General features: G+C 35.5%; 26 protein-coding genes, 1 tRNA gene and 3 pseudogenes. 14 read left to right on the top strand and 16 right to left on the bottom strand.

The annotated features are described in order from the left end of the window. Window positions 1–42 precede the first annotated feature (42 nt). Window positions 43–1,155, top strand: coding sequence for an NADH:flavin oxidoreductase (locus tag ACN6MT_RS23615; RefSeq protein WP_419888324.1), 1,113 nt, complete (start codon window positions 43–45; stop codon window positions 1,153–1,155). Between the two features lie 664 nt (window positions 1,156–1,819). On the opposite strand, the gene ACN6MT_RS23610 is transcribed toward ACN6MT_RS23615, so the two are convergent. Further along, entirely contained in the window at window positions 1,820–1,957 is a 138-nt protein-coding gene (locus tag ACN6MT_RS23610; protein ID WP_309529079.1) for a hypothetical protein, read from the bottom strand. Window positions 1,958–2,271: 314 nt separating this feature from the next. On the opposite strand from ACN6MT_RS23610, the gene ACN6MT_RS23605 reads away from it, so the two are divergent. Beyond that, on the top strand, window positions 2,272–2,862 hold the full coding sequence (locus ACN6MT_RS23605; protein WP_419956518.1) for a molybdopterin-dependent oxidoreductase: 591 nt from the start codon (window positions 2,272–2,274) through the stop codon (window positions 2,860–2,862). A 130-nt stretch (window positions 2,863–2,992) separates the two neighbouring features. On the opposite strand, the pseudogene ACN6MT_RS23600 reads toward ACN6MT_RS23605, so the two are convergent. Then, window positions 2,993–3,430, bottom strand: a pseudogene (locus ACN6MT_RS23600) (transposase); the annotation flags it as partial. Between ACN6MT_RS23600 and ACN6MT_RS23595 the strand changes: the two are divergent. Beyond that, window positions 3,430–3,665, top strand: a pseudogene (locus tag ACN6MT_RS23595) (D-2-hydroxyacid dehydrogenase); the annotation flags it as partial. The pseudogenes ACN6MT_RS23600 and ACN6MT_RS23595 sit on opposite strands and share 1 nt — an antisense overlap. Window positions 3,666–3,827: 162 nt before the next feature. Here ACN6MT_RS23595 and ACN6MT_RS23590 read toward each other — a convergent pair. Next, window positions 3,828–4,517 (bottom strand): LrgB family protein, encoded by a 690-nt coding sequence (locus ACN6MT_RS23590; protein WP_419888323.1) that lies wholly within the window; start codon window positions 4,515–4,517, stop codon window positions 3,828–3,830. Further along, window positions 4,514–4,879, bottom strand: a complete 366-nt coding sequence (locus ACN6MT_RS23585; RefSeq protein WP_419888322.1) for a CidA/LrgA family protein — start codon at window positions 4,877–4,879, stop codon at window positions 4,514–4,516. Before ACN6MT_RS23585 ends, ACN6MT_RS23590 begins: the two co-directional genes overlap by 4 nt. 538 nt (window positions 4,880–5,417) lie before the next feature. Here ACN6MT_RS23585 and ACN6MT_RS23580 point away from each other — a divergent pair. The 4 genes from ACN6MT_RS23580 to ACN6MT_RS23565 all read left to right on the top strand — a co-directional run bounded on the left by ACN6MT_RS23580 (window position 5,418) and on the right by ACN6MT_RS23565 (window position 8,727). Next, a complete protein-coding gene (locus tag ACN6MT_RS23580; protein ID WP_419888321.1) occupies window positions 5,418–5,867 on the top strand; it encodes a C40 family peptidase in 450 nt (149 codons plus the stop codon). Between the two features lie 228 nt (window positions 5,868–6,095). Continuing rightward, window positions 6,096–6,980: a hypothetical protein gene (locus ACN6MT_RS23575; RefSeq protein WP_419888320.1), complete on the top strand. Its 885-nt coding sequence runs from the start codon at window positions 6,096–6,098 to the stop codon at window positions 6,978–6,980. A gap of 231 nt (window positions 6,981–7,211) precedes the next feature. Next, the gene (locus ACN6MT_RS23570; protein ID WP_419888319.1) at window positions 7,212–7,811 is read left to right on the top strand and encodes a GNAT family N-acetyltransferase; all 600 of its coding nucleotides are present in this window, start codon (window positions 7,212–7,214) and stop codon (window positions 7,809–7,811) included. Window positions 7,812–8,160: 349 nt separating this feature from the next. Then, window positions 8,161–8,727, top strand: coding sequence for an HPP family protein (locus ACN6MT_RS23565; RefSeq protein ID WP_419956517.1), 567 nt, complete (start codon window positions 8,161–8,163; stop codon window positions 8,725–8,727). 722 nt (window positions 8,728–9,449) lie between these two features. Here ACN6MT_RS23565 and ACN6MT_RS23560 read toward each other — a convergent pair. Beyond that, window positions 9,450–10,028 carry a CBO0543 family protein gene (locus tag ACN6MT_RS23560; protein ID WP_419888318.1) on the bottom strand — a complete coding sequence of 193 codons (579 nt, stop codon included), beginning with the start codon at window positions 10,026–10,028 and terminating at the stop codon, window positions 9,450–9,452. A gap of 242 nt (window positions 10,029–10,270) precedes the next feature. Here ACN6MT_RS23560 and ACN6MT_RS23555 point away from each other — a divergent pair, with 242 nt between their 5' ends. Then, window positions 10,271–10,609 carry a DUF5655 domain-containing protein gene (locus ACN6MT_RS23555; RefSeq protein WP_419888317.1) on the top strand — a complete coding sequence of 113 codons (339 nt, stop codon included), beginning with the start codon at window positions 10,271–10,273 and terminating at the stop codon, window positions 10,607–10,609. A 432-nt stretch (window positions 10,610–11,041) separates the two neighbouring features. Beyond that, window positions 11,042–12,139 carry an L-dopachrome tautomerase-related protein gene (locus tag ACN6MT_RS23550; RefSeq protein WP_419888316.1) on the top strand — a complete coding sequence of 366 codons (1,098 nt, stop codon included), beginning with the start codon at window positions 11,042–11,044 and terminating at the stop codon, window positions 12,137–12,139. A gap of 142 nt (window positions 12,140–12,281) precedes the next feature. On the opposite strand, the gene ACN6MT_RS23545 is transcribed toward ACN6MT_RS23550, so the two are convergent. From ACN6MT_RS23545 to ACN6MT_RS23520, 6 genes are all read right to left on the bottom strand, one after another. Continuing rightward, the gene (locus tag ACN6MT_RS23545; protein ID WP_419956516.1) at window positions 12,282–12,581 is read right to left on the bottom strand and encodes a spore coat protein; all 300 of its coding nucleotides are present in this window, start codon (window positions 12,579–12,581) and stop codon (window positions 12,282–12,284) included. 18 nt (window positions 12,582–12,599) lie between these two features. After that, window positions 12,600–12,794, bottom strand: coding sequence for a hypothetical protein (locus ACN6MT_RS23540; RefSeq protein WP_335420590.1), 195 nt, complete (start codon window positions 12,792–12,794; stop codon window positions 12,600–12,602). A gap of 17 nt (window positions 12,795–12,811) precedes the next feature. Continuing rightward, complete coding sequence (locus tag ACN6MT_RS23535; RefSeq protein ID WP_419888315.1) at window positions 12,812–13,948, bottom strand: zinc-dependent alcohol dehydrogenase; 1,137 nt, start codon at window positions 13,946–13,948, stop codon at window positions 12,812–12,814. 18 nt (window positions 13,949–13,966) lie between these two features. Beyond that, window positions 13,967–14,335, bottom strand: a complete 369-nt coding sequence (locus tag ACN6MT_RS23530) for a spore coat protein (protein ID WP_419888314.1) — start codon at window positions 14,333–14,335, stop codon at window positions 13,967–13,969. A gap of 16 nt (window positions 14,336–14,351) precedes the next feature. Beyond that, a complete protein-coding gene (locus ACN6MT_RS23525) occupies window positions 14,352–14,597 on the bottom strand; it encodes a spore gernimation protein GerQ (RefSeq protein WP_419888313.1) in 246 nt (81 codons plus the stop codon). Between the two features lie 138 nt (window positions 14,598–14,735). Beyond that, window positions 14,736–14,858, bottom strand: a complete 123-nt coding sequence (locus ACN6MT_RS23520) for a hypothetical protein (RefSeq protein WP_419888312.1) — start codon at window positions 14,856–14,858, stop codon at window positions 14,736–14,738. Between the two features lie 410 nt (window positions 14,859–15,268). Here ACN6MT_RS23520 and ACN6MT_RS23515 point away from each other — a divergent pair, with 410 nt between their 5' ends. After that, window positions 15,269–18,367 carry an EAL domain-containing protein gene (locus ACN6MT_RS23515; RefSeq protein ID WP_419888311.1) on the top strand — a complete coding sequence of 1,033 codons (3,099 nt, stop codon included), beginning with the start codon at window positions 15,269–15,271 and terminating at the stop codon, window positions 18,365–18,367. A gap of 565 nt (window positions 18,368–18,932) precedes the next feature. Here the strand turns inward: ACN6MT_RS23515 and ACN6MT_RS23510 are convergent. The 4 genes and pseudogenes from ACN6MT_RS23510 to ACN6MT_RS23495 form a co-directional block, all read right to left on the bottom strand. Next, entirely contained in the window at window positions 18,933–19,022 is a 90-nt protein-coding gene (locus ACN6MT_RS23510) for a hypothetical protein (RefSeq protein ID WP_419888310.1), read from the bottom strand. Continuing rightward, window positions 19,019–19,252, bottom strand: coding sequence for a hypothetical protein (locus tag ACN6MT_RS23505; protein WP_419888309.1), 234 nt, complete (start codon window positions 19,250–19,252; stop codon window positions 19,019–19,021). The genes ACN6MT_RS23510 and ACN6MT_RS23505 overlap by 4 nt, the downstream gene beginning before the upstream one ends. A 114-nt stretch (window positions 19,253–19,366) precedes the next feature. Beyond that, window positions 19,367–19,435: pseudogene (locus ACN6MT_RS23500) on the bottom strand (hypothetical protein); the annotation flags it as partial. A gap of 97 nt (window positions 19,436–19,532) precedes the next feature. Then, window positions 19,533–19,763: an IS110 family transposase gene (locus ACN6MT_RS23495; protein WP_419888308.1), complete on the bottom strand. Its 231-nt coding sequence runs from the start codon at window positions 19,761–19,763 to the stop codon at window positions 19,533–19,535. A gap of 789 nt (window positions 19,764–20,552) precedes the next feature. On the opposite strand from ACN6MT_RS23495, the gene ACN6MT_RS23490 reads away from it, so the two are divergent. Then, window positions 20,553–20,637, top strand: a tRNA-OTHER gene (locus tag ACN6MT_RS23490). 180 nt (window positions 20,638–20,817) lie between these two features. On the opposite strand, the gene ACN6MT_RS23485 is transcribed toward ACN6MT_RS23490, so the two are convergent. After that, window positions 20,818–20,997 (bottom strand): tyrosine-type recombinase/integrase, encoded by a 180-nt coding sequence (locus ACN6MT_RS23485; RefSeq protein WP_419888307.1) that lies wholly within the window; start codon window positions 20,995–20,997, stop codon window positions 20,818–20,820. Between the two features lie 854 nt (window positions 20,998–21,851). Here ACN6MT_RS23485 and ACN6MT_RS23480 point away from each other — a divergent pair. From ACN6MT_RS23480 to ACN6MT_RS23470, 3 genes are all read left to right on the top strand, one after another. Continuing rightward, a complete protein-coding gene (locus tag ACN6MT_RS23480; protein WP_419888306.1) occupies window positions 21,852–22,415 on the top strand; it encodes a TRAP transporter small permease in 564 nt (187 codons plus the stop codon). Between the two features lie 4 nt (window positions 22,416–22,419). Further along, window positions 22,420–23,709, top strand: coding sequence for a TRAP transporter large permease (locus ACN6MT_RS23475; RefSeq protein WP_419888305.1), 1,290 nt, complete (start codon window positions 22,420–22,422; stop codon window positions 23,707–23,709). Window positions 23,710–23,857: 148 nt separating this feature from the next. After that, window positions 23,858–24,907: a TRAP transporter substrate-binding protein gene (locus ACN6MT_RS23470; protein WP_419888304.1), complete on the top strand. Its 1,050-nt coding sequence runs from the start codon at window positions 23,858–23,860 to the stop codon at window positions 24,905–24,907. Window positions 24,908–24,950: the final 43 nt, after the last annotated feature.

Genomic DNA, 24,950 nt, shown 5'->3' with positions numbered 1-24,950 from the left:
TTTTATAGATTTAAAAAAATAGCGATATGAGGAGAGAGTACGATGAAGTTATCCAAAGTAGCAACACCTTTATTTGAGGCTTTTGAAGGCGGCAATCTGAAGCTAGAAAACCGCATTGTCATGGCTCCCATGACACGCTGCTTTTCCCCAAATGGCGTTCCGGGTCCAGATGTGGCTGGATATTATCGCCGCAGAGCAGAAAATGGTGTCGGTCTTATTATTACAGAAGGAACGGTTATCAACCATCCGGCAGCACCGGCCGACCATAATGTGCCCCACTTCTATGGTGAAGAAGCACTTGAAGGATGGGCACACGTTGTTCGGGAAGTACATGAAGCAGGCGGCAAAATTGCTCCACAAATCTGGCATACTGGCACGGCTCGCGAAAGAAAGAAATTTCCTGATTCAGATGCCGATCCAATCGGCCCATCCGGCTTGAGTCTGACTGGAAAACAAGTATCTGATCCGCTGACAGCCGAGGAAATCCGCGGTCTTGTTCAAAGCTATGCACAAGCGGCTGCAGATGCAAAGCGCATCGGTTTTGATGCGGTGGAGATTCACGGCGCACACGGTTATCTCATCGATCAGTTTTTCTGGGAAGTGACCAACAAGCGAACAGATGAGTATGGCGGCGATATGATTGGCCGTACCCGATTTGCGGTAGAGGTTATCGAAGCGGTGAGAGCTGCAGTCGGTCCTGACTTCCCAATTATCTTCCGTTTCTCCCAATGGAAGCCGGTTGATTACACAGCAAAGCTGGCTGCAACTCCTGAAGAACTGGAACGTTTCCTTAAACCATTGTCTGAAGCAGGCGTCAATATTTTCCACGCTTCCACACGCCGTTTTTGGGAACCAGAATTTGAAGGCTCTGACCTTAACTTGGCAGGCTGGACACGCAAGCTAACTGGCAAACCAGCCATCACAGTTGGATCAGTTGGCCTTGATTCCGAATTCACTAGCTTGTTTGAATCAGGAAAAGGTGGACAAATTACCGGTATCGATAGCCTGATTGAACGCATTGAACGCGGAGAATTCGACCTAGTTGCGGTAGGTCGTGCCCTCTTGAACGACCCGGCATGGGCAGCCAAAATTCGCGATGGCCGCAATGATGAACTTCAAGCATTTACCCGAGAGGCACTTGGTACGCTGAGCTAATCTGTGTTTTAGGGACAGGTTCCTATACTCATTTTTAAGGATTTATCTTATTTACCGAAAATTTAAAGGATGGGTTCCTCGTAAATGGGACATTAGATCCCATTACTCATTTAAAAGGCTCCACAGAGATAATTTTACTCTGCGGAGCCTTTATTTTGGATATTAATGCTCGTGAATCCGAGTCGCAAAGTGCCTGTCCCTCCGACCCGCCTAGTTTAATCGATTTCCTTGCTTAGTTGAACACAGTTTGGAAAGACTCAACTGGTGCTACAAGATTCAAATGCGATGTCTTAGAGGATTAGAACATGGATTCTCAATAGAATACTGGGATATAGAAGTTGATAATACTACCGAAAACATTTTATCAGTATGTCAATGCAGTAAATGTGAGAATGAAATATTGTGTACAAGATATTAATGCACAGTACAACGATACTATTCAATAGACTAATGTGATATGCAACAATCGAGCGCTTTTCTGAAGTAACTAATGCCTAATTTCTCACTTTTAACACCTGAGAAATTAGGCTTTTTATATTTGTAATTCCTTAACGTTGTAAATTAGTTTAGTAGAATATGCAAGATGAAAAACCATCTCTTTTTATATCGCCTTTGATGAATATTTTTGACATAAAAAATTCCCTCAAGTTTTTCTTGAAAGGAATCACGTTTGTTCTGCATTTTCAAGTTTTGATTTAATTTGGTTATTTTGAGTTATAATGACACTGCTAAAAATTATTGTTGCTACAAAGCCTAAAAGTGAAAAAAAGACAGTAACTGCCAAATTTGTATTATCACGCATAACAGAACCTCCCTTTAGCAATAATTATAGTTTGTATAAAAAAACATTTATTATTCGTAATACATACTTCGATGATAGTGTGCATTAGAAGAAATAGTGTTTGTTCAACGGGAGCTGTCATTAAGACAGCTTTTCTTATTGCACTAATGGGGCAGGATAGTCGAATAAGAAATTTATGGGAATATACTGGTTCCAAATTTTAGGTATATCCCAAATAACGGATTTGACTACAGGTTGCTGTCATTATTTTGAAGCATACTATACAAAGCACTTTGAATTAATTATCGTTTATGATGAAAAAGGGATGGTGTATGATGAAAAAGCAGCTTCCACCTGGCCAATTCGAAACAGAAAAATGGCCAATATTGCACACAGGGGATGTTCCCGAGTTTAATGAAATCACATGGAATTTCAGACTTTTTGGTGAGGTGAAGGAAGAAAAGTTCTTATCCTATAAGGAAATCATGGAGCTTCCCAAGACCATATCAAACGTTAACATGCATTGTGTTACCACCTGGTCTAAATTTGATACAACTTTTGAAGGAATTGCACTTAGAGAGTTATTGAAATTTGTTGAAATTAATGAAGGTGTAAAATACATTAAAATTTACGGTTACTACAATGGGGACAGATTTGGTTATTCTGCAAACCTGCCGCTAGAGCCTTTATTAGGGGACAATTCTTTGTTTGTATACCGTTGGAAGGATAAAAATCATGATTGGCAGGATATTGATCCAAAACATGGTTATCCACTAAGGTTTATTCCACCAGAAGTATTTTATCTATGGAAAGGCTCAAAGTGGGTTTCAGGGATTGAGTTTATGAAAGTAGACGAGGCTGGTTTTTGGGAAGAGCTTGGCTATTCGATGACAGCAAATCCATTTAAAGAAGAACGGTACCGTTAACACAGATTCGTTTAGGAAACAAAAAGAAGCATCAAAGATTGTGAAACAATGTACTTAAACTAAACCAGCTAAATAACCTTCCTCTATCTTGTAATTGGAAGGTTTTGTTGCATTTAGTTAGATATAGTTTTTAAGCTATATCTTGGAAAGTAGTTCTGCTTTTCAGTAAGGCAAAAATCCAATGTAAGAGCTTATTTACACATGCAATAACTGCTACTCTGAAGGGTTTTCCTTCTTCACGTTTCTTATCGTAAAACTCTCTTAGTCTTTTATTGCGTGCGATGATCTCATCAGTCGTTTTCTTTTTACGGGCATCACGAATACCACTTTGAACAGCCATATACAAGGCATGACGAAGCCTACAAGAACCTCGTTTGGTAATTCGATTTACTGATGCCGTAAACTTACCAGATGAGTAAACGCTAGGATCTACTCCAGCGAATGCAACTAGCTTTTTGGCATCATTGAACCGATCTATCTCACCAATTTCGGAAATAATCGTGGCGGCGATTTTCTCTCCGATTCCAGGAATAGATTGGAGTATATGATATTCTTCAATTTCTTTAGCGGACTTCGGCCTATTTTATTAATATTGGGCGAGGAGAGATTGTAAATGAGGAAGATTTGGTTATGGCATTAAAAGATGGGGAATGGAGAACGTCATCATTACACCTCACACTGCCGGCCCAACTGAACATTATAATAAGCGTGTCGTTGAAGATATCTTAATTCCTAACCTTAAAGACTATATTTTGGGTAAAGCCCCTTCGATTAATCTTGTCGATTTTTCTAAGGGATATTAAAAAATTGAATAGAAGGCAGCAAAACTACATTTTAAAATGTAAAAACTCATCCAATAATACGTATGGATGAGTTTTTTATTGCAAAACGATACCGCATTGTACCAATTAAATTATCATGGTATTGATGTTCATCATTTCACAAATGATTAAGCAAAAGCATTTTTAGAAAATGTAAGGGAGGATTGGCATTAAAACCGAGAGAAATAAAGCCGAGGTAGTCATTGCGATACTTCCCATTGCTCCTTCCTCTTCTCCCCACACGAGAGAACGATTTGCCCCAAGCATTTGTGCTGAGGTTCCCATTGCCAATCCTTTTGCAGATTTGCTCTTTATTCCCAGTTGATTTAATAATTTCGGCCCGATCATCAAAGATATAAGGGCTGAGAAAATGACAAAGAAGATCGTAGTCGACGTAATCCCTCCAAGATCATTCGATATAGTTAAGGCGATAGGGAGGGTTACAGATCTAGGAATTAATGACGCGAGCAGTTGTTGTTTCAATTGAAAAAGTTGGGCCATTCCTAGCACAGCTATCACTCCTAGGACCGTACCTGAAATCACGCCAGCAAAGATTTTTTTATAGTTTTTCTTTAAGAAGGACCATTGTTTGTATAGTGGAACAGCTAACGAGACAACAGCAAGTTGTAATAGCTGATTAAATACAACACTTACTTGCTGATAGGTATCCTCGTGAATATGAAAGATAAGTAAGAAAAAAATAAGAAGGGCTGATGCGGTATATAAAGGATTCAGCCAAGCTTTTTTATATTTCCGATAGAGTTTAAAACTGAAAAAGTAACAGGCTAGGGTGATGGCCAAACAGAAAAAAATATTTATCATAAAGAGTATCATTTTACATTTCTCCTTTTTATTCTTTCATACCATTCAACCGTGTAAGCTGTGCCTAACAAACAGGTGATGTTGCTGACAAGTAAAATCACTATGATATTCCATTGTAATATCTCTAAAAGCCGTGGGGATAAAAATAGACTTGCAATGGGAGGGATAAACAGTAAAGTAAGATGTTTTAATTGAAATGAAGAAACTTTTTCAATCCATTCTAATTTCATCATTCCTGTTAAAAGAAAAACAAAGAGAAGGATCATGCCAATGACGCTTCCGGGTAGAGGAATATGAAACACCGTGATGATTCCGTTACCAAGGAGAAGAAATCCTAAAATTGTGAACATCTGAACAAGCCAACTTAGCTTCATATTACTCCCTCCATCCTGTTGAATTAGTTTCAGATTAGACTACAAATAAGTTTTTGTCAGTAAACGCGTAAGAAAATATTACGCGTTATTCGACGAAAGCGCTAATATTCCGATAGAAAATCTTACAATTTATAACTATTAGGGCTTATGAGGAATCTGTTATAAATGTAAAAAAAGCCATTCTTGATTGTGAAAAATCAAGAATGGCTTAGAGAGTTACTCCTTCATCATAATAAAACGATTAAATAACGATTATTGGTGCAACCCTTTTTTTATTATGAAAGCAAAGATTGTGAAAAAATGCACTTAAACTATCGGGTAGCGTTACTACATTAAGTGGTAACGTTCTTTCTTCTTCAACTATGGGACAGGTTAATAGAAAAGAATTCGAAGATGAACATGCTAAAGAATAATTATCCATTGTTTCAAAAAATTATTTTAGAATTATTTTGTAATGAAATTATTATATTGCTGTGATGAGTCTGTTATACCTTTCTAGTATAGTTAACCTATCAAATCACACTAGGAGGTAACAGCCATGCTAAAGAAATTCATCGTAGCTTTTACCATTTTAGTTTCTTGTAGCACTTTGTTCGCCGCCAAGGGTGATAAAGCGGAAGCGGCATATTATCATACAAAAGCAATCTCTGTTGCAAAAGCAAATCTTGGAGTTCCATATAGATGGGGCGGGATATCGCCAAGCGGATTTGACTGTTCAGGTCTTGTAAAGTATTCTTACGGAAAAGCGGGAATTACGCTAAACCGCACCGCTGCCCAAATGTACTATGGAAACGGGTATCGACCATCTAATTTGCAGATAGGTGATTTACTGTTCTATGCACCGACTAAAGCAAGTGCCCCAACTCATGTTGCAATCTATATTGGATACGGGAAAATGATTATGGCATCTTCATCAAAAGGAGTCATTATCACCTACACAAGTAACCCATATTGGCATGCTAGATATATTGGAGTAAAGCGAGTATAAAGATCATCGTTTACGATGGTCTTTTTTCATTTTATAGTATTTTTGTTTTCTCTTATGAGAGATTATTGAAGTAATTTAAAATCTCCATGGTTAAGCTCTCATTAAACTAACTGGGGAAAGAGTTAAAGAACGGGTATCGCGACGGCATCTTTTTTGTTATTGAACTAATTGGGCAGAAGAGTTAAAGAAGAAACAGAAAAACAGAGCTAAAGGAGAGATGTGGTAAAAATGACTATTAAAATGGAACCATCAAAAGAACAGGTAAGTAATTGGATAGAAAATATTGTTCCAAAAAAAGACCTGTTTTTCGTAGGAGAAAAAGATTTAATTATGTTAGTAGAGTATTTAAGTGAAGTCTTAGTTGTCCCAAGAGAAGAATTTTTTCAACATTCATCATATAAACAAATCCAGCTAGTCAATAGTTATATGTATTGGAACATTTCTGCTAAGGCTAAGTTTGTTATTGTGGCACAACCTGATTGGATTACAAACCTACCAGAGCAAAAGAAAAGAGATATTTTTATCATTCAATATAAAATGGGCAGAGGTTTAATTTTCCCCTTGTCATTGTTTTCTTCTGCAAATTCATTTCCTCAAGAATACATTATTGAGGATAAAGGGGAAAAGTATGTTGTGATTCAACACAATATATGGAATGAACTACCCTATCAAATAAAAGAGAGTGCAATACAAGCATATGCTCAACTTTGGGATAGTTGGGCTTGTTGTGATATTCCAGAACAGACACCTTTACACATAAAAAAATATGCTAACAAATTTTCAACAGAATCAGGAAGTAATTGTTTATCCGCTACTTTATATGCAATAACAGAACAAGATTGGATTATTGGTGAGTGGGTTCACCCTAATACATTTTTGAATGGATTAGAAAGAGCAAATTTTTCCCTCATAAACGATGAAATAAAAAAAGGAGACGTTATTACTTGGGTAAATAATGGTGAGGTTATTCAGCATGCTGCTTACCATATAGACAATAACCTCTTCTTTAATAAAAATGGACAAACTTTCTTCAACCCTTGGAAAATAACACACTTGAATAAGTTAAATGAAGAATGGCAGCAGTACAAGATGAAGGTTTATCGCGAAAAGTAGCAATTGTTCTTCAACTATTGGGCTTTACTTTAACAGGAGTAAAGGCTTTTCTTATTCAAGTAACGAAGCAGATTACTTCAAGAAGGATTTACTAATGAACAGCCCAAACCATATATCGCCGATATTAAGAAAAGGTTCATAAATGAATAAAAAGTAAGGAAAAAGTATCTTAATTTTTACATATTGTTTATTATTGTAATCTACAAACAATTTAAAGAAGGAGATAGTTTTATGCAAATTAAGGAAAGAAATTTAGAAGGCGAGCGGATTAAGCTTTTTCCTCTTGATATTTCTTATGTTCCAGAATTATTCGAAGCTATTGATTCACCTGAAATTTGGACTTACTTACCCAGTAAGATGGATAGTTTAGAAGATATGACAAAACATGTTCAAGAAGCTTTAAAAGCAAAGGAAAGTGGATTGGAAATGCCCTTTGTGGTATTCGATAAGAAAACTATCCAAATTGTTGGAATAACTAGACTGTTAAACATCTCTTTAGAAAATAGAAGCTTGGAGATTGGGTGGACCTGGTATTCATCTAAAGTTTGGCGAACAAGAGTTAACACTGAATGTAAATATCTGCTATTAAATTATTGTTTTGATACTTTAAATATAACTCGTGTTCAGTTTAAAGTTGACAGCAGAAATACACGTTCTAATCAAGCAGTATTAAGAATTGGTGCAACAAAAGAAGGAGTATTACGAATGGATAGAGTTCTTTACGATGGGTTTGTTCGTGATACGGTTTATTATAGTATTCTCCAAAAAGAATGGAAGAGTATAAAAAACAAACTTGAAAGTTCCTGGCAAAAGTGGAACAGTGTTAAATAGCTAGTAAAGTATTCTGCTCAAAGTAACTGGAATAGTAATAGGTGCTTCTCGGATTACTTGCTTATGTACAGGCTGGTAATAACTATGGGGATTTAATTAACTAATGGGGGCTTTACTTGAATAAAGAGTAAAGCCTTTTTTTCTTATTGAAGTAACGTGCAGTTTAGTGGAAGAATCGTCTTTAGTTTTTATTCAATAATCGGGCCATATAATTGAATAGAAAACTTAAATGAAATTGGTTATTTATGTTCAAACTGGCATGAAGTTTATGAAAGATTTTGCTTCACCTAAAATATCAATTATTATAATATAATTAGAGGTAGTTTTTTCAAGGAGGGAACATAATTTGATTACAGAAGGAAATCTAGCGAAAAAGGAGCAACCAGAAGTAATTGCTCAACACAACATCCCTTCTTATCTAACTAAAATGAGGGGAAGAGGGAAAAGTCCTCTGAAAGTAAATTCGAAAGATGTTATAACTGGATTTATAGGTGGGGCTATTACTATTTTTATTCTTGGATTATTAACACGCTTTACATACACTCCATTGTTAATAGCTTCATTTGGGGCAAGTTGTGTATTAGCATTTGGACTTTGGAATTCCCCTTTATCGCAGCCTAGAAATATCATAGGAGGACACTTCATTTCAACATTAATAGGATTAGTCGTATATCATATAATTGGAAATGAACCGTGGTCTTTGGCCTTGGGGGTTGGATTAGCTATCGGTTTGATGATGTTAACCAAAACAACCCATCCTCCCGCGGGGGCAGATCCAATCATTGTAATACTTGGCTCTTATACATGGGAATATTTATTTACGCCAGTATTAACAGGATCCATTGTTATTGTCCTGATAGCATTATTAATTAATAATTTACGAAGTGATAGAAATTATCCTGTTTTTTGGATATAAAAGTATAGAAATAAATTCTTTTAATGAATAACTTTCGCATTTATTTCTGTTATATTTTCTAAAAAAACCTCTATAGATAAAATTCTACACAGGTTTCGTTATTTATCCTTAGTGTATGAATTATTTTGTCATTTTTAATCTTTAATTTAAAGTAGTCTAAACTTTTATGTCACTTTAGTCCAAAGTTTTTGTCACTCATCATCAACATTGACTAGTAACACAAAAGTCTAGACACTCTTGTACTACAACTCTGGTTACCAGACAATGGAAAAACTTGTGTAGATTTGGAATAAAGTTTGATCATAAATCCTGTTAATGCAGGATTTTTTCACATTCAACAATCGGGTGCGTTTCCAGAGTATGGAACTGTGCTTTTTTTTGCATAAAAGGATTAGATTATGGGGCAACTCCTTTAAAGAAAATTAGTTCTCTATGATAACTTTTAAAGGGATTGTGAAATTATGTACTTAAACTATCTGGTGCAAGAGTGAAAATTGTAAATCAAAATAAGATGAAATCAGAATTATAATATCCCTAAAGAAACATTTTGTTCGTCTAACGGTTGCATTTCTTCAAGAGGAGAAGTGTTCTTTTTTATTGAACTAAAGGGGCAGGATAGTTCAAATTGAAATGCCAGCTTTAAGTCACTCTTGAAAGAAATTACGTATTAAGTATCTGGACTGGAAAATATAGAAAAGCACCCATATTATATGAGTACTTTACTATTCTCTATTCTGAGTTGAGAAATTAGGTTTATGTAATATATGAAATAAACAGGTTATAACTTTTGCTATCAAAAGTACAAATACGTATCCAAAAAATAAGTGAAAATAATTAATTTCACCGTACATTCTAAAAAGACCAGTACTTACTAAAATAGGCTTTAAAATAAGTGCAAATATAGCAGCAGTTATAATTGCGTATAGGTAGTAATTTTTATGATTATTTAATGTCCATTGGTAAATGAGCATGAAAGCCACAGGAACCATAGAGGTATCCAATGAGATGCTTGGCAGTGCAGGGATAACCTGATAAGGGTAATGCCAATACCCTCTATTAATACCGTATATATCGATAAATGTAAAAAAAACATGAACGTTATATCCGTAAAAACCAATTAGAAATACTTTACTTCGGTCAATTTTGATATAAAGAATAACCAATGGGACTAAAAGAATAGCAATTAAAACCCAAAACTGCCATGTAGAAGGGTTAGAATAGTCTGTCCAATAATTAATTAAAGAATCGGTATTCTCTTTTCTACCGTATAGAATCTTGTCAAATTCATGTAAACGATCCAATAAAATTCCTCCCTAATGTTTGCCAATTATACAGTTAGAATAACCTAATATATTTCGTTTATTAGTAATTAAATAAAGAAGATGATTATTTCGCATTTCGACAATAAGGTGTAATAAAAGCGAGTTGCTTCTTCACGTAACGTAGCATGTTAGTGAATATAGAAATGGTAAAAGGATGTAAAAAGAGGCAAAATAAAGGAAATAAAGTTTAATAAGTTAACCTGAAAGTAGGAGATGGTGATATGTCAGAAGATGAATTATTCTCAAATAAGGCATCTAATGTTTATGAAATATATTCAAAAATACTCGATTTATTGAAAGAAATTGGACCTTTTGAAATTGAGTTTAAAAAGACTTCTATACATCTTTTGAATAAATCTTCCTTCGGAGGAGTTCATCCAAAAAAGAAATGGTTAGATTTTAATTTAGTAACAAACCATCAAATTGAACATGAGAAGATTACTAAAATTGAACAAGTTTCAAAAAAAAGATTTCACAATAACTTTAGATTTCTTAGTGAAGACGAACTAAATCAAGAGTTTTTAGTTCTTTTAAAAGAATCATATCAATTAATGAGTTAGTTAGAGAAAGGATATTTATTACCAATGAACAGCATTTTCTTTGGAATTATATCTGTTATAATATTTGGTTTATTCTCTGTATTACTAATGCTCCCGAATGAAATTTTGAGATAAACGTATTGCTATTATTGGTTCATTTATTAATCGTTCTACGATTGGTTTCTTAATATCAGTAACTGTTCTTCCTATGTATGGTTGGACAAAAGGAATTTTGATAGGGTTGTTAATTAGCCTCCCAGACGCACTTATTACAAAAGCCTATTTACCAATTATTGGTTTAGGAGTAATCGGAGGAGCTATTATTGGAGGCTTTATTGGCTAAAGTAGTGTCAATAATCTTTTCGTATAGAAAAACTTATTAAGAAACATGCACTAGAAAAAATATAAATCATATATAGGTGATATCCCGTTTGAATGGTTGAGGAGGATATTATGAAACCTATGTTACCTAGTGAAAAATATTTCGGTAATTTAGAACTAGTTTATGCATTTTATGGGGCTATGCCTACAGGTGTTACTGTTTCAGAAACCGGTCGTATTTTCATTTGCTTTCCGAAATGGGGAGACGATGTTAAATTTACGGTGGCGGAAATTGTTGAGGATAAATTGCAGCCTTATCCTGATTTACAAACCAATTTGGTTAATCCCGAGAATATCACAATGACTTTCATCAGTGTCCAAAGTGTAGTTGCTGATGGAAGGGGAACGCTTTGGATATTAGATACAGCGGCACCCAATTTTTCTGAACCTATTAAAGGAGGGGCAAAATTAGTCGCTGTTGATTTAAAAACCAATACAATAAGGAAAGTATATACCTTTAAAGAAGATGTTGTCCTGCCTACAACGTATCTGAATGATGTCCGTTTTGATTTTCGTGTAGGAAAAGCAGGTTATGCCTATATAACGGATTCTTCTTCAAGAGGACCGGGAGCTATTATTGTCGTAGATTTATCAAATGGAAACGCGTTTAGACGGTTAAATGGGGCAAATTCAACTTCACCCGATCCCTATTTTTTACCGAAAGTAGAAGGTCGAATATTAATGAATCGAAAAAAAGATGGTTCAACTTCTCCATTTAGATTGGCGTCTGATAGTCTTGCGATTTCTCCCGATGGAAAGATATTATATTTTGCTCCACTAACTAGTCGTCATTTGTTCTCGATCTCAACAGAAGCCCTGAGAAACAGAACGATACCGGATATGGATTTACCTTATCATGTGGAGTATTGGGGAGAAAAAGGTGCGTCTGATGGAATGATCACCGATGCAAAAGGAATCGTTTATGCTGGGGACTACGAAAATAACAGTATTCGAAAGATATTGCCGAATGGTGTAATGGAAACCATTGCACATGATCCAAGAATACTATGGCCGGATACTTTTTCAATTGGCCCTGATGGATACTTATATGTCATTGTGAACCAATTACATCGACAGCCTAGATTTCATTATGGAAAAGACTTACGACAGAAACCTTATAGTTTACTCCGTATCAAAATTGATGAATTTCCTGCTCCGACTTTTTCATAATAGAAATAGTCAATTCATTGTTTTAATTATATAGTGTAAAACAAAAACAGTTAGCAATAAGGATTAATGTTATTTACTTCCGTCAAATAAACTCATAATGGTTCAAAAGGAACAGTTTGTTAAACTGTTCCTAGAAATTTTTTTATAATGTCGGTAAGTTCAATGCTGTATTGATATTATTTAAATCCAAACTGATCTGTTCGTTTGTATCCCAAGCATGGTACCATCCTTTTTCTACCATATATGCGGATATTTGTTCATGCGTATCAATAGCTTCCACTAAATGGCGAGTGAGCATTTCTTTAATTTCCGGTGTTCCTGATTCTGTTACTGCCATGGCATAATTTCTAACTCCACTTTTAGCTGAAATGAGTAGGTCCATTGCAACAACTTGATCCGATAGTCCGTCCATGCCCGTTAAAGTTTCAATGATTGGATTCATGTTCATTCATCTCCTAATTTACTGCTTAGCGTTGGAAAGGATAGAAGCATATTCTTGTAATTGTCTCGTAGATACATCTATGTCTTGCTGCATAATATCTTTTAATAGCTGATCTGTAACTAACGCTTTCATCGTTTTGGACTTAGTCAAACATGTGGTCTTAAATGCAGTCATCTCATGGACCTCAAGAACTTCATGTAAGGCGTAGTTCATTTTTTATACCTCCTTCCTCAAGGTTTCAATATGACTTTTATACAATCATCCATTTTTGTGTCAAAAATCTCATAGCCACGCTTAGCTTCACTAAGTGGAAGTACATGACTTACGACATCTCCTGGATCAATTTTTCCGGTCGTAACTAATTCAAACATATATGGCATATAGTGGATGACAGGTGCTTGACCGGAGCGGATATTGATATTTCGCTGCATAATATCTCCAAGAGGGAAACCATTATATCTGCCGCCGTAAACGCCAGTAACTTGAATTGTCCCGCCTTTACGCACTGCTTGTGAAGCCATGATAAACGCACTTAATGCTCCGCCTTGAAGCTTCATTCCGCTTGCGAGGAACTCCATATCAGTCATTTTACCGTCCATACCAACTGCATCAATGACAACATCAGCGCCGCCTTTGGTGATTTCCTTCAGGTAATTTCCTACATTCTCATGGTCCTCAAAGTTAACAATTTCTACTTTGTTGGTGCGCTTGGCGTGCAGCAGGCGATAATTGACATAATCAACTGCAATGACTCGCTTTGCCCCTTTTAGCCAACAGAATTTTTGAGCAAAAAGACCAACCGGACCACAGCCAAGAACAATAACTGTATCTCCATCCTTTACACCTGCATTGTCAACAGTCCAAAAACCAGTAGTCATCGCATCGGCAATAACTGCTAACTTTTCATCTGGCTCTTCACAAGTCTCTGGAATTTTGAAATGAGTAAAGTTGGCAAATGGCACTCTTAAATATTCAGCTTGCCCACCTGGATAGCCACCCGTCGTACCAGAATATCCGAAATAGGCACCCATATCACCATTATCATTAGAATTATCACATTGGCTTTCCAAATGGTTTTTACAGTATTGGCATTCACCGCATGCAATATTAAAGGGGATAATAACTCGATCTCCCTTTTTTAGCTTAGTCACACCTGGACCAACTTCTTCGACGATTCCCATTGGTTCATGGCCAATAACATAGTTTTCTTGCAGGTTAGGAATCATGCCATGAATCAAATGTAAATCAGACCCACAAATAGCTGTACTTGTTACTTTAATAATCATGTCATCTGGTTTTTCAATCTTTGGATCTGGAACTTCTTTGACTACAACATTTTTAATACCTTGATACGTTACTGCCTTCATTGGTTACAGCCTCCAGTGTTAATGTTCATCAGGTGTCCGGTCAAACATACCTTTTCTATTGGTCTCAACAGGAAATAGATTCATTTTGCCAATCATCAAAGTATTGTTGGCAGAGAGTTGGTCTAATTGATATTGTTCACTTAATTCGTATGGATGGAACCATTTTTTACTAATCATTAATTCTGTAATTTCTTGGTGAATGGCAATCCCTTGCATTAACTGGTTTCGTAAGAGGGTTCTAACATCAGGTGACGCGGACTCCGTTAATGCGACAGCTATATTACGCACACCTTCTTTGGCACGAAGAAGTAAATCCATCGCAAATGTAGTATCTGCTAGCTCTGGTACGTGTAGCGAGTTTATAGGGTCTAAATAGTCATTATTCAATGAATTTGCCTCCTTTTCAATTTACTATTGGTGTTGGCCGGTTTTGAGGAACAGGAGCTTCAAAAGGTGCGCGTTGATAAACTGCCTGTAATTCTCCAAGCGCTTGCATGGATTGTTCAACATCCTTTTGCATTAATGCCCTCAAATCCTGATCAAATACCAGTCCTTGCATTAGTTTTGATTTCGCTAAGCAAAGGGTTTTGAAATTAATAACTTCATGTAAATCCAATGATTCATGATCGGCTAATTTTTGATTATCCATTTCTAATTTCCCTCCTTATACGTTAATACAATCAAATGTATTGTTCCAAAAATAAGAGGGAAACATTCTTTAAGTTTTTTTTATAATTGGTATATTATCTTAAATGGTTGGATTATTTATAAAGCGGGGGAAATTTATTTATTGTGATTGCTGAGGATGACTTTTTATAAAGAAAACAAGGAGCCAGTCCTTTGCAAGTGGTTTTTTAATTAAAGTAAATAAAGGAACTAATACCAAAGAAATTTCAAATTTTCGACCCATGTTTAGCTCCTCCATTAGATAGGTTATCTCTGATGCAGGTGGTTATACCTAGGACATTCGAAAATGAGATAAGTAAAAAATGAATAAACAAGGTTCTATTTTGATATAAAATTGTTTCCTGATTGTGAACATCTTCACTTAAACAAACTGGTGCAAGAGTTAAAGATCAAGCTGCCATTAACTGAGCAGCTTTTTCTTGTTGGGCTAACGGAGCTTTTAGTTGTAGAGCGAAAAATACCATGATGCTAGGTACACTCTTCAAAAAGTGATTAATAATGGATGAAAGCTCAAGGTGTTAAAAGAATATCGTTGGATTATATTAAAATTGTCGTTGCAATGGAAAATAACTGTATAATATATTAGTGAAAAATTTAGTTCCTTTTTTAGGTCCTAACGAAAGGAGATCACCCTTGAGTGCTATAACCAATACGAAGGATATTTTGGAGCGAGTATCCGATGCGTTTTATTCATTAAATAATGAATTAAAATTTGAATATATTAATAAAGTTACAGAAAAACTTTTACAAATTAAGCGAGAAAATGCGATTGGCGGATATATTTATGATGTATTACCACACAGTGAATTGCATAAATTTTTATCACGATATAAAAGGGCATTGTCGGAACAAGTACCTGTAGAATTTGAAGAGTTTTTTAATAATAGATTGTATGAAATAAGGGCATTTCCTTCAAAGGAAGGCTTGTCTGTACTTTTTAGAGATATTACAGAACAAAAGAAAGAGTTTCAAAACATTAATTTTCTAGCTAATTACGATGTTATAACAGAAATACCGAACCGTTATTACTTTAATAAATACTTAAAACGCAAGTTACAATCACAATCTATTGGTGGTTCATTTGCTGTTTTATTTATAGATATTAATAATTTTAAAAATGTTAATAATACATATGGTCATGGAGTAGGTGATTTGGTATTAAAACAAATTTCAAGACAAATTGAGAAAAAAATAAATCAATTTGGTTTCATAGCTCGATACTCTGGAGATGAATTTCTTCTAACGTTGGAAAACCTTGATGATAATGAAATTTCATCTGTGATTGAACGAATAATTGAATCATTTTCAAGTCCATTTTGTATAAATGGGTTTGACATAAAAATTTCAATCTGCGTTGGGGTTAGTCAGTTTCCTAAGGATGGACAAAGTGAAGAATTATTAATAAAACAATCAGAAAATGCAATGTATCAGGCAAAAAAAGAGGGTAGAAACAAATATAAGTTCTACGCCTTTGATGAGAATGAAGGGAGAGTAGACACTTTAAAAATAGAGATAGAGCTCCACAAGGCGATAGAAAATAATCAGTTATTACTTCACTATCAACCTAAAATTAATTTAAATACGGGGAAAATTGTGGGTGTTGAGGCATTACTTCGTTGGAACCATCCAGAATGGGGAATGGTATCACCAAGTACATTTATACCCGTTGCTGAAGAGACAGGATTAATTTTACCTATTGGAGAATGGGCTTTGAATGCTGCCTGTAAACAAAATAAAACATGGCAGCAACAAGGTTTTTCAACAGTTGTTTCCGTCAATTTATCAGCTATTCAATTTAATCAGACTAATATAATTGATACTATTGAATCCATTCTTCAAAAAACAGGATTAGAGCCACACTTTTTAGAAATTGAGATTATTGAAAGTATGACAGTTGATATTGACCGTACAATTTTAATGTTACAACAGCTTAAAAAGATTGGAGTCCGTGTTAGTATCGATGATTTTGGTACAGGTTTCAGTTCATTAAGCTACTTGAAAAATTTTCCTGTTGATACCTTAAAAATCGACCAGTCTTTTGTTAAAGAACTTCGAAACAACCCAAATGATGAAACCATAGTTAAAACCATTATCTCAATGGCTCATAATTTGAATTTGATTGTAGTGGCAGAGGGAATAGAAACAAAGGAACAACTAGTTTTTCTACAACAACATTTATGTGATGAAGGACAAGGATATTTTTTAAGTAAGCCCTTAACAGCATCCCAATTACAAGAAAAACGGTTTGAAATCGAAAAAATGGTTGAAGAACATGGAATCCCTAAAGATATAAACCAACAATTGTTATTGAAAGAATTATTGGAATCAGCCCAAAGAGAGTTACACGATACGATTCGTTTACAGCAAGGGATGATATTTAAGTATAAGAAAATTAATGAACGATTTATTCATACACAATGTGACGGGGAATTATTATACCGTCTTGGAATGATTCCTTCTCAAGTGATAGGAAAAGAATTAGATGATTTTATACCTTATGGAACTGCCCTCGATAAAACTGCCTACTATAAGATGGCATGGGAAGGAGAGGAATTTGTTACTTATGAGGCAGAGCTAAATGGAATTAATTATCTTACAACTTTACGTCCTATTAAAAAAGCGGGTGAAGTAGTACAAGTCATAGGTTCATGTATAGATATAACGAAACGCAAAAAAGCGGAGAAAGCTTTACAAGAAAGCGAAGCTAAATATCGACTGATTTCTGAAAACATGACAGACATAATAATGTTATTGGATATAAATGGAACGATACAGTATGCATCACCTTCCCTTGGAAAAGTAATGGGTAACCCATTAAAATCATATATAGGTAAAAGCTCTTTTGATTTAATACATCCTGAAGACAAGCAAAGCGTAATGATGGGATTTGAAAAAGTACTAGATACTATGAATCCATTAAGGGCGGAAGCTCGTTTTGTGAACGTTGATGGTAAATCGTTATTATTTGAAGGATTAGGTACCCCAGTCCTTGGAGAAAATGGCGATCCAGAACATTTTATAGTAGTGGGGAGAGATATTACTGAAAAAAGGGAAATGGAAGAACAACTCTCAAAATCAGAGAAATTATCAATTGTGTGTCAACTTGCTGCAGGTGTTGCACATGAAATTAGAAACCCTATAACTTCAATAAAGGGATTCATTCAACTTATAGAGGAAGGAATCATGAAGAAAGAATTTTTTGAAGTAATTTCCAAAGAACTTAAACAAGTTGAGGGAATTCTCGAAGAATTTATTAATCTTGCCAAACCAATAGAGATTCAATTAAAAAGGGTTAATATTAAAAATATACTTAAAGAAGTTGAGACATTATTAAAACCAGAAGCAAATTTGAAAAACGTAGAAATTTTCCAAGAGTATGAACAAAATCTTCCTCAGATTATGTGTGATACCACCCAAATAAAACAAGTTTTCATTAATATTATTAAAAATAGCATTGAAGCAATTCCTAATAATGGGTTTGTAGAAATCCAAGGCACTATAGAAGGAAAAAATGTCCTAATAAAAATAATAGATAATGGAATTGGGATAAGTGAGGAGCGAGTTCAGAAATTAGGTGAGCCGTTCTATAGTAATAAAGAAAAAGGTACTGGTTTAGGTTTAATGATATGTTTTAGAATTGTTCGGGAACATAATGGGTCAATAAAAGTAAAAAGTAAAGAAAATGAAGGTACTACGGTTGAAGTTAGGTTACCGATAAAAACTTGTCAATAGGAAGAAACTTAATGAATTAAACCATTATAGCTAGTTAGGAAAAGAATATGCAGGAAGGTAATACAACGCCATTAAAAGCAAACGGAAAAACCCCCAATGCCTTATTCATTTGTTATGAAATTAATAAATTATATTGTGAAGGATCGTACTTATACTACCATGAAAATAGACTTCTTTAACTACCATGAATAAAGGCAATACTTAATAGGACGAAGCTCATTCATTTTTTAAAAAGGGGAGAGCGCCAGATACATTGATCTTTGGTTTAGAAAGTGACTAGATTAAGAGACTTTAGGTTCTTCTAACGTAACTGTGTATCCTAAACTTCCGAGTCGTCTCAGTGGATGCCGAACGATAGATTGTTGTCTCTGCTTTTCAAAGTAGTCTTCGCCTATGTCTAAATATATTTCTTTTCGGGTTAAGAGATAATAAGAGATACGTAACATTGCGTGAGTGACTACAATACCAGCACGTTTCTTGACTTCGTGATGCTGTACGCCTATACATGCTCCGAGATAGTTTTTGGTTCCTCTTACTGAATGAGCTGCTTCGGTTAATGCTTATCTTAAATACTTATTCCTTTTTTAGTTTTGGCTGATTTTCTTTTTCCCGCACTTTCGATTTGCCCAGGAACTAATCCTGCCCAAGAACTCATTTGAGCAGCAGTAGGGAATTGTTTTTTACATCAGTCCCAATTTCAGATAGGATTTGCTCAGTCAGAAAATCAATATGACCTAAAATGGTTTTTAACACGAGGCGTTGATGTGAATTGATATAGCCTTTTAGGGCGAGTTCCAGCTCATCTTTCTTCTTTTTCATAGTGCGTCTTGCAAAGTTTGCTAGTTTTTCAGGATCCTCCTCACCATCGGCAATGATATCCAGCATATCCCGAGCCGAAACACCCAGAACATCAGAAATAAACAGATCTAATTTAATGTTCGCACCTTCTAAAACCTTCTGGATTCTGTTATGTTGCCTGGCTCGCGCTTCGATAATACTTCGGCGATAGCGAACTAGCTCACGCAGTTCTCGTTGATTTCGATCTGGAATATAACTTGCTTTGATCAGTCCGTGGCGAAGAAGCTTGGCAATCCACTCTGCATCTTTTACATCTGTTTTTGAGTTCTGAAACTGCCTTCATATGTTGCGAATTCACAACTAAATACTAAATATCCTCATCTTCAAGTAAATTCACTATCGGCTTCCAATAAACACTTGTGCTCTCCATAGCGACATGAGTACAACTATGTTGTTCAATCCAGTCAACCAACTGTAATAGAAATACAGTTTTGGTAGAAAATGTTTGAAACTCCTTTCCTTCAGGTGTCACAATACATGCAGTAATATTGTCCTTATGGACATCCATACCGCTGGCTCTTTCAATGACTACATCCATTGAAAACATCCTTTCTTCGGCAATCGTTATGATTAGAGGTTGGGGCATCAACCAGAATAGGATTAATCTACCATGTGTGCTTCCCGTAAGGGAGCGACAGTTAGTGGTGAACCGTAGTGGGTGGAGTCAGACTAACGGATGGGCTTTAACGCACCACAGTTCAGCGACATTCCTCTTCCAGCAGTAGAATCGGTACTGACGGTTCTAAACCATTTTCATTCTCTGTGGTGAAGCGCCGATTTTTTACGCTTCATGGATGGCTAACGGGGTGCATTAGTTTAACAAGTGTGATAATCTAAGTGAAAAATGCATCAATAATGTTGATAAACCCACCGACATCCATTGTGTTGTCAATTACAGTCCACACATGTGGAGTGGGGAAACAACTTTTTGTTAGTCACCTAAGCCTAATGTGACATATTTAAATTTAATTAAAGAGGACTATCAGACAAATAGTTGTAAAGTACGGTAGGGGTTAATATGAGAAGTACAATCTTAAGGTGAGATTTGTTAAGTGGAGATACCTGAAAAGGTGAGATACTTGGAGGAATTAATTAAAAAATAAATAATATTTATTTAATCTAGTCTTTACAATCATTTTTAAATTTAATTAAATTATGTTTATCAAAAAAATTCCGTTTTCTATGCTGAACCATTAATTCGCATTATTTTATGGGGAAAATTCGGTGCCGAGTTTGGTGCCCATTTGAAAAAAATTAATGATATTACATAACACTCTAAATCAAAGAAACCTTATTCTATAGCACTTTATAGGACTTTGTGATACTAGGAACTACATACGGTATAGAACTTCAAAACTGCTTGAGACCTGCGTGCCAGGTCTGGTGGGTTCGATTCCCACGCAGTCCCGCCAACCTTGATATATAAGGGTTTATGAGTATTTTTGATGAAGGTGATTGAAAGGTAAAGTTGTTGGCCAACAACGAAAATATTAACTTTGGTCACATTTTGGTAACATGGATATTTTTAAAATTTACATAGGTTATTTGATGAGCTGCTCAAATTGATGGGCGGCTTCTTTTTGCATATTTGGTTACACATGAGTGTATGTGTACATCGTGATCCCGATAGTCGAGTGTCCTAATCGTTCCGAAACCACTTTTGGATGTACTCCTTGTTGAAGCAATAATGTCGCATGTGTATGCCTTAAATCATGAAAAAGAATATACGGTAATCCACTTTTATCAACCATCTTTCGATAATCTCTTGCCATTTCGGTAGGTTGAAGTGGTTTACCATTTCTTTGAGCAAAACTAAATCTAAGTCCTGATATTCTCTTAGTACTGCAGGATATTTTCTATCACTTCTATTTTGCAATACACACCACATTTAAAATATCAATTCACAATCTTTTAATGGCTCAGATTTTTTTGGCATTTTGCGCAGTTTTTATGTGCCGGATATTTGATTAAAAAAATCATGATATACGGCTATTTGTGATGCGTACCGGAAAGTTGCGCTTATTTTTTATAGTTCGGGCTTACGTTTTTTTATTAATAAGCAGTTTAATCGTCTTTTTTGTGAAAAAAGCATTTGAATCCTCCTCATATTTGAATTAAGAATAAACAGCCTTCACTTATCCTTTTCCAAGTTCTAATTCTTTCAATTACTTCTAACAAAAAAAGTAGAAAACTATACTCAAAGTTTTGTGAATTAGGAATAATTAGGAGATGGTGAGAACCATTCCCATATTTTACAGTCTGAATAAGGTAGTAAAAACAAAAAATTCCAACCGAATCGGTAATTGATTCAGAAGAATGTTTAAACTATAATTCAAAACAGGACAGAAAATAAAGAAGATTGTAAAGATTCTATTAATTAGGACAAAAAGAAAGATCAATTCAATTTTAGGAGGATGAAAGAATATTAAATTAGGAATCTATGCCGAAATGCAAAAACCAGAATAATACAAGAAACCACCTCAGTCAATCCAATGCTCTTTTTTTAGAAATACGCTTAGTCAATTTGCAACAGGTGTGACAGTCTTAACCACACAAAGTAAGGGAAAGCTAATTTTCCTTCTCTTATAGATAAAAAGCATAAAACAATTTACATGGAGGTGTGAGAATGGATAGGGATCAATCAATTTCAGTCATAGATGATCAGGCAAGAGTGACTGTATATGATCAAACCATTAAAAAGACAAAATCAAAATCTATCAATCTATTTTTTACCATGATTGATAAGATGAATGAGGCTTTGGCATGGATTGCAGGTGCAGCAGTTGTCTTATTAATGCTATTAATTGTTTTTAATGCCATCAAACGGATGTTTTCAGATCCTTTTGCTGGAACCGTGGAGATAGCCACTTGGCTTGGAGCGATTTCAGGTATTTTTGCCCTTGGGTATGCACAATTGCATAAAAGTCATGTATTTATTGATCTGCTGATTAACAAATTCCCCGAAATGGTCAGTAAAATCATTCACACCCTTGTGAATATCGTGAGTGCTCTATTTTTTCTCGTAGCTGGATGGCTTATATTTCAGCATGGGTTGAATATGATGGGGAGCGGAGTGGTATCAGAAACCTTGCGAATTCCATTTTATCCTATTGTCCAACTATGTTCATTAGGATTCATTGGGATAGTTCTTGCCATCATTAAAGAAACAATCTTCATTTGGAAGGAGTGACAGAATGGATCCAATATTATTAGCCTTCATCGGAATTATCATTATGTTTGTGTTGATGTTTCTTCGTATGCCGATTAGTTTTGCGATGTTTATTGTCGGGTATGTTGGGTTAATCTTGGCAGCTTCTCCTAAGGCAGCCAACAATGTACTAAGTGCTGATTTATGGAGTCAATTTACGAGTTATTCCTTAAGCGTTATTCCTTTGTTCATCTTAATGGGTGAAGTGGTATACCGAACAGGAATTGCAGAAAAGCTCTTTTATTCGGCCTATACATGGGTAGGTCATCACAGAGGCGGGATGGCAAGTACTACGATGTTAGCAAGTGCTGTCTTTGGTTCTATTAGTGGTTCTAACTCTGCAACAGCCGCTACGATTGGAACGATGGCGTTACCAGAATTGAACAAATATAATTACAATAAGGCGCTAAGTACAGGAAGTATTGCTACTGGAGGAACATTAGGTGTTATCATCCCACCTAGTACAGTGTTAATCGTATTAGCGTTACAAATGGAGCAATCGGTACGAGATTTATTTTTAACAAGTATTGTTCCGGGAATTATATTAACCATTCTATTGATTTTAACGATTGTGTTTATTTGTTGGAAAGATCCTAATCTTGGACCTGCTGGGGAAAAGACGGATATGAAAGAAAGGATTCGCTCATTAAAAGGAGTTGTTCCAATCGGCATCTTATTTGTCTTTGTCATTGGTGGTTTATTTTTAGGGTGGTTCACGCCAACAGAATCGGCTGCCGTTGGTGCTTTTGGTGCCATTGTTCTATCCCTAATTATGCGTAAATTAACGTGGAAGAACTTTAAGCAATCGATCGAAAGTACGTTACGTTCATCGATTATGGTATGGATGCTAATAGTTGGGGCGATGGTGTTTGGGCGCTTTTTAGCCATAACGAGAATGCCTTTTGATGTGGCGGAAGGGGTGAGTAGATTGGCCGTGCCTCCTGTCGTTATTCTCCTTGCCATTCTTTTCATCTTTATCATTGGTGGAGCGCTTATGGATGCAATGGGATTCTTAACCATTGCCTTACCGATATTCTATCCAACGGTGCTTGCGTTAGGATACGATCCGATTTGGTTTGCTATCGTCCTTTGTGTCGTAACGAGTCTTGGCGCGATCACTCCACCAGTAGGAGTAAATGTATTTGTCGTCCAAGGGTTAACACCTACTACACCGATTACAACCATTTTTAGAGGTACATCCTATTTTCTTATCCCATATTTTGTGTTTATTGCGTTGCTCATTCTTTTTCCAAGCATTGTAACGTTTGTTTTGTAGAAGGAATTGTCTGATCTGCTAGATTGATTTAGGGCTAAGAAAGCTAGTTTTATAGATATCTATAATATAAAGCGTTTTCAAAAACTGATAAACCATTTACTTGAAGTGACAAAGAAAATAAATGAAAAATGAAAAAGGAGATGAAAGTATGAGATCCAAAAGAAAGTTTGGAATGAAATTAGCTTTAATGTTACTAAGTGTGGCAATGGTTGCCTTTTTAGGGGCATGTAGTTCGAATAGCTCATCTGGGAGCGGGGATGAAGAAAAGATTACTCTATCCTATGCTTTTTTTGCACCAGATAATACATTTCCAGCTGTTCAAATGAAGAAATGGGCAGAGGAATTAGAGAAGAGAACAGATGGTAAAGTAGAAGTCGATATGTTTTTTGGTGGAACACTTCTTGAAGCAGATAATATGTTTGATGGAGTAGCCAATGGTACAGCTGATATCGGTTTAACGGCAACCACATATGAACCAGGACGTTTTCCATTATTAGAAATTTCAGATTTACCAAATGGCTACCCGAGCGCTGAAGTAGCTAGCCAAGTGGTAGCGGATTTATTGAGTGAGTATCCAGCAGATGCACTGAAGGACTTTAAAATTGTGACTACTTTCGCAACAGAGCCTGCTTATATCCAAAGTACAAAGAGTATTTCCAATTTAAAAGAGCTTTCTGGGACTCAATTACGTATTGCAGGTGCGTTAACGCCAGTAATGAAAGCTTTAGGAGCAGCACCAGTCGGGATGGCTCAATCAGAAGTACCAGAAGCACTGCAAACTGGAGTAGTGAAAGGGAATGTTTCTTCGCGTGAAGTATTAAAGGATCTAAAACTTGCTGAATATGTTAAATATGTTTCGGATTATCCTTTAACGATCAATACTTTTGTGGCTGTTATGAACAAGGATAAATGGGAAAGCCTTCCTGATGATGTAAAGAAAGTGATAGATGAATTAAATAGAGAAATGACTATTTTCACAGGGAAATATTTAGATGAACACACCCAAGAAGCTATTAAATGGAGTCAAGAAACCAAAGGGTTAGAAATTGTTCCATTATCAGAAGAGGAAACAAAACTGTGGAGTGAAACCATTGCGCCAATTAATGAAAATGCAGTGAAGAATGCAGAAGAAAAAGGGTTGCCAGGCAAGGAATACCATGAACGACTTAAAGAATTAGTTGAACAATACAAGAAGTAACAAAGAATTGCTTTTATTAATATAATTATGAATGGAGGAATAC

The sequence above is a fragment of the Neobacillus niacini genome, assembly GCF_048572935.1.
In the GTDB taxonomy this organism is placed as follows: Bacteria; Bacillota; Bacilli; order Bacillales; family Cytobacillaceae; genus Neobacillus; species Neobacillus niacini.
Note: the sequence above shows the minus strand (reverse complement) of the source record. Positions and strands in the feature narration are given on the sequence as shown.

Bases quoted from the DNA above. Each gene is read 5' to 3' on its own strand.
- ACN6MT_RS23615 (WP_419888324.1), top strand. From the start codon at position 43: ATGAAGTTATCCAAAGTAGCAACACCTTTATTTGAGGCTTTTGAAGGC.
- ACN6MT_RS23610 (WP_309529079.1), bottom strand. From the start codon at position 1,957: ATGCGTGATAATACAAATTTGGCAGTTACTGTCTTTTTTTCACTTTTA.
- ACN6MT_RS23605 (WP_419956518.1), top strand. From the start codon at position 2,272: ATGAAAAAGCAGCTTCCACCTGGCCAATTCGAAACAGAAAAATGGCCA.
- ACN6MT_RS23590 (WP_419888323.1), bottom strand. From the start codon at position 4,517: ATGATACTCTTTATGATAAATATTTTTTTCTGTTTGGCCATCACCCTA.
- ACN6MT_RS23585 (WP_419888322.1), bottom strand. From the start codon at position 4,879: ATGAAGCTAAGTTGGCTTGTTCAGATGTTCACAATTTTAGGATTTCTT.
- ACN6MT_RS23580 (WP_419888321.1), top strand. From the start codon at position 5,418: ATGCTAAAGAAATTCATCGTAGCTTTTACCATTTTAGTTTCTTGTAGC.
- ACN6MT_RS23575 (WP_419888320.1), top strand. From the start codon at position 6,096: ATGACTATTAAAATGGAACCATCAAAAGAACAGGTAAGTAATTGGATA.
- ACN6MT_RS23570 (WP_419888319.1), top strand. From the start codon at position 7,212: ATGCAAATTAAGGAAAGAAATTTAGAAGGCGAGCGGATTAAGCTTTTT.
- ACN6MT_RS23555 (WP_419888317.1), top strand. From the start codon at position 10,271: ATGTCAGAAGATGAATTATTCTCAAATAAGGCATCTAATGTTTATGAA.
- ACN6MT_RS23550 (WP_419888316.1), top strand. From the start codon at position 11,042: ATGAAACCTATGTTACCTAGTGAAAAATATTTCGGTAATTTAGAACTA.
- ACN6MT_RS23545 (WP_419956516.1), bottom strand. From the start codon at position 12,581: ATGAATCCAATCATTGAAACTTTAACGGGCATGGACGGACTATCGGAT.
- ACN6MT_RS23540 (WP_335420590.1), bottom strand. From the start codon at position 12,794: ATGAACTACGCCTTACATGAAGTTCTTGAGGTCCATGAGATGACTGCA.
- ACN6MT_RS23535 (WP_419888315.1), bottom strand. From the start codon at position 13,948: ATGAAGGCAGTAACGTATCAAGGTATTAAAAATGTTGTAGTCAAAGAA.
- ACN6MT_RS23525 (WP_419888313.1), bottom strand. From the start codon at position 14,597: ATGGATAATCAAAAATTAGCCGATCATGAATCATTGGATTTACATGAA.
- ACN6MT_RS23520 (WP_419888312.1), bottom strand. From the start codon at position 14,858: ATGGGTCGAAAATTTGAAATTTCTTTGGTATTAGTTCCTTTATTTACT.
- ACN6MT_RS23510 (WP_419888310.1), bottom strand. From the start codon at position 19,022: ATGAGTTCTTGGGCAGGATTAGTTCCTGGGCAAATCGAAAGTGCGGGA.
- ACN6MT_RS23505 (WP_419888309.1), bottom strand. From the start codon at position 19,252: ATGCTGGATATCATTGCCGATGGTGAGGAGGATCCTGAAAAACTAGCA.
- ACN6MT_RS23495 (WP_419888308.1), bottom strand. From the start codon at position 19,763: ATGGATGTAGTCATTGAAAGAGCCAGCGGTATGGATGTCCATAAGGAC.
- ACN6MT_RS23485 (WP_419888307.1), bottom strand. From the start codon at position 20,997: ATGGCAAGAGATTATCGAAAGATGGTTGATAAAAGTGGATTACCGTAT.
- ACN6MT_RS23480 (WP_419888306.1), top strand. From the start codon at position 21,852: ATGGATAGGGATCAATCAATTTCAGTCATAGATGATCAGGCAAGAGTG.
- ACN6MT_RS23475 (WP_419888305.1), top strand. From the start codon at position 22,420: ATGGATCCAATATTATTAGCCTTCATCGGAATTATCATTATGTTTGTG.
- ACN6MT_RS23470 (WP_419888304.1), top strand. From the start codon at position 23,858: ATGAGATCCAAAAGAAAGTTTGGAATGAAATTAGCTTTAATGTTACTA.